The sequence below is a fragment of the Methanimicrococcus blatticola genome, assembly GCF_004363215.1.
GTDB lineage: Archaea > Halobacteriota > Methanosarcinia > Methanosarcinales > Methanosarcinaceae > Methanimicrococcus > Methanimicrococcus blatticola.
Window position 1 is genome coordinate 1 of record NZ_SNYS01000010.1, and the last position, 11,002, is coordinate 11,002.

The 11,002-nt window shown below is 41.6% G+C and carries 10 protein-coding genes; 6 read left to right on the forward strand and 4 right to left on the reverse strand.

Features of this window, described 5'->3' with window-relative positions; translation table 11 throughout:
* Positions 1-423 precede the first annotated feature (423 nt).
* Together C7391_RS06680 and purB are read right to left on the reverse strand one after the other, a co-directional pair.
* Positions 424-1,128: a peroxiredoxin gene (locus C7391_RS06680; protein WP_133517784.1), complete on the reverse strand. Its 705-nt coding sequence runs from the start codon at positions 1,126-1,128 to the stop codon at positions 424-426.
* Between the two features lie 317 nt (positions 1,129-1,445).
* Positions 1,446-2,798, reverse strand: coding sequence for an adenylosuccinate lyase (gene purB, locus C7391_RS06685; RefSeq protein ID WP_133517785.1), 1,353 nt, complete (start codon positions 2,796-2,798; stop codon positions 1,446-1,448).
* Positions 2,799-3,468: 670 nt separating this feature from the next.
* Between purB and C7391_RS06690 the strand changes: the two genes are divergently transcribed.
* From C7391_RS06690 to C7391_RS06700, 3 genes are all read left to right on the forward strand, one after another.
* Positions 3,469-3,618: a 50S ribosomal protein L40e gene (locus C7391_RS06690; protein ID WP_133517786.1), complete on the forward strand. Its 150-nt coding sequence runs from the start codon at positions 3,469-3,471 to the stop codon at positions 3,616-3,618.
* A gap of 7 nt (positions 3,619-3,625) precedes the next feature.
* Positions 3,626-4,381: a geranylgeranylglyceryl/heptaprenylglyceryl phosphate synthase gene (locus C7391_RS06695; RefSeq protein WP_133517787.1), complete on the forward strand. Its 756-nt coding sequence runs from the start codon at positions 3,626-3,628 to the stop codon at positions 4,379-4,381.
* 92 nt (positions 4,382-4,473) lie between these two features.
* Positions 4,474-6,234, forward strand: a complete 1,761-nt coding sequence (locus C7391_RS06700; RefSeq protein WP_133517788.1) for an ATP-binding cassette domain-containing protein — start codon at positions 4,474-4,476, stop codon at positions 6,232-6,234.
* A 52-nt stretch (positions 6,235-6,286) separates the two neighbouring features.
* Here the strand turns inward: C7391_RS06700 and C7391_RS06705 are convergent, their stop codons facing one another.
* Together C7391_RS06705 and C7391_RS06710 are read right to left on the reverse strand one after the other, a co-directional pair.
* On the reverse strand, positions 6,287-6,475 hold the full coding sequence (locus tag C7391_RS06705) for a hypothetical protein (RefSeq protein ID WP_133517789.1): 189 nt from the start codon (positions 6,473-6,475) through the stop codon (positions 6,287-6,289).
* Positions 6,472-6,855, reverse strand: a complete 384-nt coding sequence (locus C7391_RS06710) for an ADP-ribosyltransferase (RefSeq protein WP_223610972.1) — start codon at positions 6,853-6,855, stop codon at positions 6,472-6,474. Before C7391_RS06710 ends, C7391_RS06705 begins: the two co-directional genes overlap by 4 nt.
* A gap of 468 nt (positions 6,856-7,323) precedes the next feature.
* Here C7391_RS06710 and C7391_RS06715 point away from each other — a divergent pair, with 468 nt between their 5' ends.
* From C7391_RS06715 to C7391_RS06725, 3 genes are all read left to right on the forward strand, one after another.
* On the forward strand, positions 7,324-7,692 hold the full coding sequence (locus C7391_RS06715) for a prefoldin subunit beta (RefSeq protein ID WP_133517791.1): 369 nt from the start codon (positions 7,324-7,326) through the stop codon (positions 7,690-7,692).
* Positions 7,693-7,709: 17 nt separating this feature from the next.
* Positions 7,710-8,741 (forward strand): DHH family phosphoesterase, encoded by a 1,032-nt coding sequence (locus tag C7391_RS06720; protein WP_133517792.1) that lies wholly within the window; start codon positions 7,710-7,712, stop codon positions 8,739-8,741.
* 350 nt (positions 8,742-9,091) lie between these two features.
* Positions 9,092-10,639 carry a GLUG motif-containing protein gene (locus C7391_RS06725; RefSeq protein ID WP_166627440.1) on the forward strand — a complete coding sequence of 516 codons (1,548 nt, stop codon included), beginning with the start codon at positions 9,092-9,094 and terminating at the stop codon, positions 10,637-10,639.
* Positions 10,640-11,002: the final 363 nt, after the last annotated feature.

The following is an 11,002-nucleotide window of genomic DNA, read 5'->3' on the forward strand; positions in this document are numbered from 1 at the left end:
TTCTTATTTTGCTTATTTTTTATTTTGTTTTTGATTATTTTTTTTGATTATTTTTTTTTTTTATTTTTTTTTTTTTTTTATTTGTTTTATTTTTTTTTTTTTTTTTTTTTTTTTTTTTTTTTTTTTTTTTTAAGTTCCTCTCTTCGTTTTGTTTAATTCCAAATCCGCTCGTATTTCGAACGATCGAGGATGAAAATTAGCGAGTGGCTGGTTCGGGTTTATTTTTTTAAGAAAAATGATTTTCTTTTTTCAATTCAATAAAACAGCGAAACCAATATAAAATCAATAAAAAAAGCCGGATCAATCATTCTGATTAATCCGGCGGGGTTGGGTTGTTTTTGTGTTTAGATTTTGGTTTGTGTGTGTATTGGAGATATTTTCATGCATTAAAAGTTTGCATAAATGTGATTTTTAATCCTTAATTCACTTGTGTTTTTTAGTGACAAGGAACCAGGAGTGAACGGTCTTTTCGCCGTCGCTGCCCCATGAATCTCTTTCTTGTGCGCCGATGAAGGTTTCGGGCGCGCCCATGACGACATCGTCTCCGGGCATCCAGTTGGCAGGCGTGGAAACGCCGTCCTTTTCATTGACCTGAAGTGCTTGAAGCAATCTTTTGATTTCTTCCATGTTTCTGCCGGCAGAAAGCGGGTAGTAGAGAATGGCTTTCACTTTGCCGGTCGGGTTGATAATAAAGACTGCGCGAACAGCTTTCGTGTCAGATGCGCCGGGCTGAAGCATGCCGTATTTCTTGGCAACTTCCATTTTAATGTCAGCAATGACCGGGAACTTAATCTCAACGTTTTTGAGGCCTTTGTATTCGACATGATCTTTAATGTCTTTCAGCCAGGCAATGTGAGAGGTAATGCTGTCAATAGACAAGCCGATAAGTTCTGCGTTTAATTTTTTGAATTCATCCTGCATGGTTGCGAATGTAATGAATTCGGTTGTACAGACGGGTGTGAAGTCGGCCGGGTGGCTGAACAAAATGACCCACTTTCCTTTGTAGTCCGCCGGAAATTTCATATGTCCGGTGGTTGTTTGTGCTTCAAATTCGGGCGCATCATCGCCGATTAAAGGAAGGGAGACAGGTTCTTCATATTCCCAACAATCACAGTATTCTTCTGTCATATTTATCACATTTTTAGTTTTTTGGTTTTTAAGTCTCGTTGGCAGATGTTTGAATCTTTTAATAATGAGATACAAAAATCCGGCAATTGAGTAATAACAACATCTTATTAGAAGTTATTATTAATAAGGCTTGCTATGAATAAATTTCGTTTTATTTATCGCATTGCTTACCCGTTATAATTAATAACTCTGCATAAGAATAAATATGTTTCTATAAAAATAAAACGAGAACAAATAAAACGAAAAACAAAAAATCAAATATAAATGAAAATAAAATGAAAGAAAGAACAATGAAAATAAAATGAGAAAAACGGAAATTAAATTTTATTTCCGTATTTTGATTTTAATTTTTGATTTAAATTGTCGACCTGTTCAACAGCCGTTCCGATATATTTGTACGGATTGACCAAGCTTTCAATATCATCGCCGGTTAAAACAGCCGTGAGATCTTTATCGGCCAAAAGCGCGTCTTTGAAGTGAACATTTTCTTCAACAGATCTCATCGCAGCCGAGCGGACAATTTCGTGTGCTTCCTGCCGGCCGATTCCGCGAAGCGTGAGTTCAATCATGATGGCTTCACCCATATTCAAGCCGTTAAGCAGGTTTAAATTTCTCTCAATGTTGGCCGGATTGAATCTCAAATTTTCCAAAACCGTGATTCCGAGATTGATAATGTGATCCGCTAAAATGCATCCTTCCGGGAAAACAATTCTTTCAGCAGACGAATTTGTCAGGTCGCGTTCGTCCCAAAGTGTGTTGTTTAACAGTTCGGTTTCGATAAAACCGCGAACAATACGCGCCAAACCGCAGATTTGTTCAGACTTAATCGGATTTCTTTTGTGCGGCATCGTTGAAGAGCCGACCTGCTTTTTGCCGAATCCTTCTTCGAGTTCGCCGATTTCACTGCGCTGCATGGAGCGGATTTCAGTTCCGATTTTGTCAAGCGTCGTCACAACACCGCCCATCCACATCACGAATTCTGCGTGGCGGTCACGCTGGATCAACTGATTGGAAACATCAACGGAGCCGATTCCTAAATATTCCATTGTTTTCTTCTGAATCTCAATGCCGTTTTTGCCGAAAGCGGCTTGTGTGCCGACAGCGCCGGTCATCTGTCCGACCAAAAGGCGGGGCTTGATTTCGTTTAAGCGGTCAATGTGACGGTCGACTTCCGAGGCCCAGATCGCAAAGCGAAGGCCGTATGTTGTCGGGACGCCGATTTGTCCGTGCGTTCGGCCGCAGCAAACTGTATTTTTCTGATTTTCAGATTGTTTGACTAAAATTGAAAGCAAGCGGTAAAGTTTTTCTTCCATAATGGCAACGGCATCTTTGAACTGAAGCGCGGTTGCAGTATCTAATATATCATTGGACGTTGCGCCAAAGTGCACCCATTTGCCGGCATCGCCGCTGCATTGTTCCGAGATTGCTTTGACGACCGCCATCATGTCATGGTTAATTTCATTTTCTATTTCATCGACACGTTCCCATTTGACAAGCGGCAAAGATTTTTCAATCTCAACGGCGGCCTCTTTGGGAATCATTCCAAGGTCGGCTTCGGCTTTGGAAAGGGCAATTTCGGTTTGAACAAGAGTTCGAAGCCGGGTCTCCTGAGACCAAACTTCTTTCATTTCCTTGGTTCCGTAACGGAATTCAATCGGGTGGATAGGCATTTCTTTTGCTCCGTAAATAATTACATAATGTAAATGAATGTAAATTGTGATTTGAATAATTTTTAATTAAATCTGTCGGACTTATTAACTTATTATCCTGATCCTTGAACAGATTTGAATCGGTTTGTGAAAATAGGTTTGATGTCAAAAACAGATATAAATTTAATGTGTTTTCAAAAATTAAGAAAATGGATGTTTACTTTATCTAAAACAATCAGAAACCCCAAACAACCGCCCTCTAATTTTCATTTCGCTCGGAGCAAAGCGAAAAATGAAATGGAAATTTGCGGATTCGTACTCCGCTTATACAGTAAAAACACAAAACCTCTTCTCATGTCAATTACATTCTGCTTTGCCGCCGCCGTCGCGCGAGTCGCATCAATTTTTTCAAATGCTTTCAAAATGGCTGATCACTTTTAATTTTGATTCTCAGTTGCCTGTTGTCATTGTTTTTGTTGGGGTATGAGGGGTTGATTCCGATTCCCGGCCAACAGTCGGAACGGAGTTCCGACAGTTGCCCGGGAAATATCCAAAACTCTTATATCTATTAAGTTATAGTTATCATTCCTTTGAAACAAGTTAATTGATATTTTAGAACCCCCCGAGGTTCGGCGACTTAACTTAAAATTCATAAATTTTACATTTATTTAATTATCTCAGGTGAATTATTATGGGAAAATTTCCGGAAGCAGACGAACGCTTATTAAAGAAGAAGATTTGTATGAAATGTAACGCACGCAACTCTATCCGTGCAACACGCTGCAGAAAATGCAACTATCCGAACCTCAGATTGAAGGCAAAGGACAAGAACGGAGCGTGATTCCGTCATGACGGTGGAAGAGTACCTCTCGGAAATCATCCAAAAGGAAGGTGTCGCTCACGTTACTTTGATCGACCCGGCCTCTCAGAAACCCGAAGAGGCGGTGCGCTTGGCAACCGAAGCTGTTGCCGGCGGAACAAATGCCATTATGCTCGGCGGCTCAACCGATGCCGGCGGACAGATTTTGGATCTCACCGCAAAGATGATCAAAGAGAACGTCTCAGTCCCCATCATTCTTTTTCCGGGCAGCACGTCCGGATTTACAACACAAGCGGACTGCGTTTTGTTCATGAGTCTTTTGAACTCCCGCGACCCGCATTATATTGTCGGCAATCAAATGCTCGGTGCTTTAACGCTTTACAAAACCGGCATGGAATCTATTCCGATGGCTTACCTTGTTTGCGAGCCCGGAGGAACAGTCGGCTGGGTCGGAGACGCTAAGCTTCTCCCGCGCGCCAAGCCCGAACTTGCCGCAGCATATGCTTTAACAGGCAAATATTACGGTATGCGCTACACCTATCTTGAAGCAGGTTCCGGCGCAGACTCACCGCTTCCGCCCGAAATGATCGGAACCGTGAAGCATGTCTTAAAAGACAGCGTTTTAATCGTCGGCGGCGGTATCCGCGACGGTAAAGCGGCAGCAATTTGCGCCAAAGCCGGTGCCGATATTATCGTGACCGGAACGGCAATCGAAAAAGCCGATGATGTCAAAGCCTTAACGGCTGAAATCGTCATGGGCGCAAAAATGGGCAAAAAAGCATAATTTTTGCTCAACTCTTTCATTTACGCCGCGACGCGGCTTTCTTTCTTTTTCATTTTATTTTCTGAATTATTTTTCCTTGCGGAGGTTTTAGTGTGCTGAAAGTCTCTCATCTTGTTAAAGAATACCCGACGGCTCACGGTCAAAAACGTGTTCTTGATGATTTGTCCTTTGAAGTTTCGAAAGCGGAGATTGTCGGAATCACCGGAAAAAGCGGTGCCGGAAAAACAACGCTTTTGAAAATTTTGCGCGGCGTTGAATCCTTTGATTCCGGCGAAATTGAAATTGACGGCATCAAAATTCTGCCCGACTCCGGAAAAGAGGGCGAAAAAATCCTTCGCCAGTCAACCGCCATTCATCTTCAGCGCAATTTCGGTCTTTGGAGCGGCCCTGCAATTGAAAATATCATTCGCCGCTTGAATTTCCATCTCGTCGGAACGGAAGCGTTGCCGCTTTCTGATCATCACACTTATCAAGACCTTTATGATGAAGCCCACTCCATTTTAAAAATGGTCGGCTTAGACAATAAAGCACTTCACTCAACCGATCAACTCAGCGGCGGCGAGAAGCAGCGCCTTGTTCTGGCCCGCCAAATCGCAGCACGTCCGAAGTTTTTGCTGCTGGACGAACCTGTCACGATGACCGGTCCCGACACCAAACAGGAAATTTTGGATGTCATTTTAGAGCTCAAAGAAAAACTCCAAATTCCGATTTTAGTTGTTTCTCACCTCCCGGAAGTTCATGCGTATATCGCAGACCGTGTTCTTTTCCTTGAAAACGGTAAAATCGCAATGGAAGGCGAACCTGTTTCCGTTTTAAAATCTTTCCTCAAAGAAATGAAACCCAAAGAATCTCTTCAGGAAGTTTCGGAATTCAAACCCTGCGTTCGCGCCAAAGACGTTTCCAAACGCTACAGCCTCATCCGTGTCGGCGAAGTTCTCAACATTCAGGATTTAAATTTTGACATTTACGAAAAACAAATCACAACCTTTGTCGGCAGCTCCGGCGCCGGCAAAACAACCGTGATGAAATTGCTCGAAGGCATGGTTCCGCCGACATCGGGCGCAATTGAAATTTTATATCGCGCACATGAAAACAGCGGTGACGGTCAACCCGCCGATGAAGGCAAATGGATTGACATCGGCGCTTACAATGAAAACCGCATCTATTTGCGCAGTGTCATAAGCATTATGAATCAGGAGTTTTCGATGTCCGTTAACTCAACCGTTCGCGACCAAATCCGCTTCCGCTTAAGCATGAAAACGCGGTACGCGGTCGATGTCGCCAAAGAGCGTGCCGCAGAATTCGGCATTCCGTCACAGGTTTTGGATATCATTTACCGCCTGCCGGACATGACAACAGAAGAAAAAGACACTGTTATGAGCGAACTCGGTCTTCCCGAAGATATTTTTTCCCGGCTTTTCCCGGTTTTTCCGTCTTCTGATGTCGACAAATACGCCGAACCGATTTTTAAAGCGCTTGATTTGCCGCTTGAAATTCTCGATCAAAAACCCGATCAGATCAGCGGCGGCGAGCATGTTCGCGCCTTCATTGCGCTCAGCCTGGTCACGTCTCCCGATTATCTGTTCCTCGACGAGCCGTTCGGCGACTTGGATCCGGTCACGCTTCGAGATGTGACAAACGCGCTCAAACGCATCAACAAAGAATTCGGAACCACAATCGTGATGGTCAGCCACCACATGGATTTCGTTAAAGAAGCGTCACACAGAGCGATTTGGATTGACAACGGCGCAATCGCCATGGACGGCAACCCCGACGAAGTGTGTGCCGCGTTGGTTCAAAAAAGCAATGCCAAATATTTGGACTTTGATATTGATAAATTAACGCAGGAATAATTTTCCTGCTTTTCGTTTTTTTAAAATATTATTTTTGAAATTATTTCCGGATTCAATCATATTTATTCGAAGAATTCCCTGCTTCTCTTCTTTTAATTGATTCTTCCATTTCTTTGATCTGTTCTTCCAATTCAATATTTGCTTGTTTTATAAGCAAATCAATTCTTTTTTGCTCTTCGGGTGTACGCTCGGGCGCTTTACCGACATAAGTGAATATATCCGAAAACGATTCTGCATTCATTTTTTCACCCTTTTATCTTCTATTGTATACATTTTTGTTTTATAATCTAATATTTTCACAGTTTCGATTGTAATAATCTCATTTTCGATATTTCTGGGCAACAATATTTCATATTCACTTTTATCAAGGTATAAAGCTTTCGTATTTTTGTTTAAAAGTCGACGAAATATGATCGGATTCTCAGGATTTATGTAACTCATTGCATTTTCAATTTTTAAACTGTAACTTCCAAATGCTTTTTCACAAAAAATGCCGCCTACATATTTTTCCAACAACCAGTCATCATCTTGAACCGCCCGATAGATATTTTGTTCAACATTTACATGACTTTTTTCAATTGCGCTGTCAATCAAATGAACACTGTTTGTTATTAACTTCAATTCTTCATGTGTCAGTATTTCCTAAAAACGATTTGAGCGGCAGCAGGAGTTGTTGACATAACAATGCGTTTTATTTTTCCAATTTTTTGGAATCGGAAAACTCCAATCCTGTTTTTGTAAATTCCATGGGTGAATATCTTGATAATTTCCAATTTCAACAATCTCAGTCGCTGTTAAATCTGATCTTTTGTAATACGGTGTCAGCGCGGTATATTTTTCAGGCGTTTCAGCGACATGATTTGAAAATCTTTCTCTCTTTGGATTTATGTCATATGATTCAAACATACAAAGGATTTAAAAAAGAAAACCATAAGCTGATTGATTTTTTTAAAAACAAAACTTTTATATCGGGGCTACTTTCTGCAGTTTATTTGTCATCTTTTTTTCTGTTATCTTCACTGTCGGTTAGTTCTTGGCAGAAACATTTTAATGTTTTTATCTCCTCATGAGTGAACAAGGTGAATACTTATGAGTTCGGAATTTTCCCCTCAAGTTCAAAATCAAATTGCACAAATTCAACAAGTTCAGCAGCAGGCGCAAACGCTTGCAATGCAGAAATCTCAAATCGACGTGATGATTAAAGAAACGGAAATGGCGGTTGAAGAATTAGAAAAATCAGCCGATGACGCCGTTGTCTATAAATCAGTCGGCGAATTGATGATTAAATCCGATAAGGCTTCTCTTTTAACTTCTTTAAAAGAACGCCAGGAATCTTTTTCTTTAAGGGTCCAGTCGATTGAACGTCAGGAAGAGCGTTTAAATTCAAGGTTTAAACAGCTCCAAGAACAGCTTCAAAGCATGATCGGAACATCCGGCGGCGGCGAGGACGAAGATTAATCTCAGCCGTGACATCTATGAGGGTCAACGATTTAGAATTCTTCAATCGCCTCCTGGATTACCGGAACATACTCTACATTTGCCACAGAAACGCGGATCCTGATGCCATCGGCAGCGCTTATACGCTGGCGGAGGCGATCGGCGGAACCGTCGGAGTCGTGGATGACTGCAACCGGGTGGCTGCAAATCTCATCGACAAATTGGATATTCCGACTGTTCTTTGCCCGAATCCGGACGACTATGACATGACAGTCGTCGTTGATACATCGACACGCGGTCAGCTGAATGATTTAAAGCTCGGCCGGTTTTGTCTGATTGATCATCACGCGACAACGGCGCTTTTAGATGACGCTGAATTTTATATTCACGAAGAAACCACCTCAACCGTTGAGATTATTTTCAGAATTCTCAACGCTGCAGGCATTCATATTTCCCCGAAAATGGGTCTCGCCATGATTACGGGAATTATCACGGACACGGGTCATCTGAAACACGCCAACGCAAGTACTTTCAAGACGCTTTCAGGCATCATGGAAGTCAGCGGTGTCGATTATTTCGACGCGTTGGAATTGATGGCGGCAACGCCACAGGATATTTCAATCCGCATTGCGATGCTCAAAGCAGCCATGCGCTGCAAAGTTGAGCGTGTCGGCGACTGTTTGATTGCGACAACCAATGTCAGCTCCTATGGCGGCGCAGCAGCGTCCATGCTGACCAACATCGGCGCAGATATCGCCTTTGTCGGCTCCGCCAAGAACGACAACAGCGTTCGTGTCAGCGGTCGTGCAAAAAGAGATATGATTCTCTCCGGCGTAAATCTCGGAAAGCTGATGGAAGATGTCGGCGACAAGTACAACGGAACAGGCGGCGGTCACAGCGGTGCCGCAGGCATTGACGCCGATTGTCCGCTCGAGTCGCTCATGAGTGATTGTACAGAGTATACAAAGAAACTTCTCGCAGGTGAAGCGGCCGGTCCGTTGCCCTGTAAAGAAATTTCAGCCGATAACCCCGATGAAGAGCTGGAATATTTAAACAGTGTCAGTGATTGAATTTGATTCAATCCTGATTTTTGTTTATTTTAGTTGTTAAGCTTATGCTTTCTTTTTTATTTTGTTTTTTACTTACTGAGGCTCTTTTTTCCGTTTTTTTATTTGTTAAGTTTTTGCTTTTATTCACTAAGCTTTTGCTTTCTTTTTTTGCTTTCTTTTTTTGCTTTTTGTTCTTCTTTTCCTTCTGTCCCTAAAAATTCTCATTTGATGAAAATTCCCAAAAATATTTATCTTTGAAACAACTATTATAATTATTCTCTATTCAAAGATAGCTTTAATAGAATATTCAGATGCTACTAATATTCTATTCATGTTATCTCTCTTCATTTACGATATGGGTGGACAATATCATGAAACTAAAAACAATATTTTTGGCTGCAGTCATTTTAACTGCATTGGTGTTAATGAGCGGAACGGCTTTGGCAGCCAACACGATTTATGTTGACCAAGCTTATTTCAACGCATACGCAACCGACGACAATACTAAGTTTTCGGATATGGACGCAGATTATATTTTAACGGAAAATATTGATCTTTCAGGCGTTACAAATTGGAAGCCGATTGGTCCCAGTCATAATTTCTATTTCAACGGAACCTTTGATGGCGGCGGTTATACAATTTCGGGACTTACGATTAATGATCCCGCTTCTGTTAATCTCGGCCTTTTCGGAGTTGCAGCAGATGCTTCTTTTTCGAATGTCACTTTAAAAAATTTCAATATCACCGGGCAATCTTATTTGGGAAGTCTTATCGGTCTGGTTTCTATATGGGAGTATGAAAATCGTATTGACAATGTCACTGTTATCGACTGCAACATTACCGGTTCAGATCTGTATGCCGGCGGTCTTGTCGGTTCTTTTCAAAGCAATTACAATGGTATGATTGACAATTGTTCTGCAACCGGTAAAGTTACTGCCGGCGGTCAAGTCGGTGGTTTAGCAGGAACTATACTTTACAGCAGTATTCAAAACAGTTATGCAAATTGTACTGTTAATGCAACTTATATTCCGGCTGACCTTGGGCCTAATCAATTGATATATGGAAGTGCCGGTGGTCTTGCAGGCAGCATAACAAACAGCGCGGTTTCAACTTGTTATACCGCAGGAAATGTTCAGTCCGCTTCTGATAAAGCAGGCGGTTTATTCGGGTTGACAAGTTCTTTGTACGCTGTTAATCTGACAACTATTTCCAACTGTTATTCGGTATGTGACGTTAGTGCCGAGGAAACTTATGCCGGCGGATTGGTTGGGTTGAATACAGGAGAATACATTAATTCTATTTCCAACTGTTATTTTGCAGGAGCTGTTTACGTAAACACGATCAACGGAGAAATCGGTGGAATTGTTGGCGGAGTTGAAGAAGATGACGCTCTCCACACCTATCCTGATCCGAAAGTGACAGACTGTATCTATCTGGATGTTGATGACAGCTACTACACAAATGCTTTCGGTCTGTCCGCAACATCTCGAAATATGAAGAAAATTACCACTTATCTGGAAGACAGCGTTTATTTGGATATTGGAAGCACTGGCTGGGATATCGTTTCCGCTTATGATCCCGGACATATCTGGTATATTCTAGAAGGAAAAACTTTCCCGCTGCTTTCAATATTTTATGTTCCACCTTCCAACGGTGGTGGCGACGGTACCGGCGAAGCTGTTGTTGTTGATCCGATTCCTGTGAAACCGGATGTTGAAGAAAATGATGCAGGAAACGTTACCGGAAATGCGACGGGATCGGGAGGAATCGACGGCGGAAAAGTGATTGAAGAGGAAGGATATGAGATTGAAGAAGAGACGAGCAAAATACCGTGTCTTTTCTGGCTTTTGTTGCTTCTCTTACTTCTCTTAATCATTGCTTATTACTTCTATAAACGAAGTCAAAGGAACGAGGAATAAAATTTAAAAAAATCAAAAAAATAAAATCAAAGAGCATCCAAAATGCTCTTCTTTTCTTTTTCCCATCTTCTTTTCTTTTTCCCAAAATCTGCATCTTCATTTTATCTTTTTTGAAAATTGCCGCATTCGTGGGTGTCAGACGTTGTCGGCAACTGCGGCAGAGTAAATGCAAACAGTAAGCAGACAGCCTGTAGCAACACGATTGTTACACAATTGTGCATACTCGATGCTTGAAATTAAATCTTTTTTTAAAAAAGGATTTCTCTCCATCATGAATTTCTGAACTTTCTCAAAATCTTTATATTATATCAATCATTTATTAGCTATTGGCTTATGCTAATTATTTCCTATATACTTATAGAA

Bases quoted from the DNA above. Each gene is read 5' to 3' on its own strand.
- C7391_RS06680 (WP_133517784.1), bottom strand. From the start codon at position 1,128: ATGACAGAAGAATACTGTGATTGTTGGGAATATGAAGAACCTGTCTCC.
- purB (WP_133517785.1), bottom strand. From the start codon at position 2,798: ATGCCTATCCACCCGATTGAATTCCGTTACGGAACCAAGGAAATGAAA.
- C7391_RS06690 (WP_133517786.1), top strand. From the start codon at position 3,469: ATGGGAAAATTTCCGGAAGCAGACGAACGCTTATTAAAGAAGAAGATT.
- C7391_RS06695 (WP_133517787.1), top strand. From the start codon at position 3,626: ATGACGGTGGAAGAGTACCTCTCGGAAATCATCCAAAAGGAAGGTGTC.
- C7391_RS06705 (WP_133517789.1), bottom strand. From the start codon at position 6,475: ATGAATGCAGAATCGTTTTCGGATATATTCACTTATGTCGGTAAAGCG.
- C7391_RS06715 (WP_133517791.1), top strand. From the start codon at position 7,324: ATGAGTTCGGAATTTTCCCCTCAAGTTCAAAATCAAATTGCACAAATT.
- C7391_RS06720 (WP_133517792.1), top strand. From the start codon at position 7,710: ATGAGGGTCAACGATTTAGAATTCTTCAATCGCCTCCTGGATTACCGG.
- C7391_RS06725 (WP_166627440.1), top strand. From the start codon at position 9,092: ATGAAACTAAAAACAATATTTTTGGCTGCAGTCATTTTAACTGCATTG.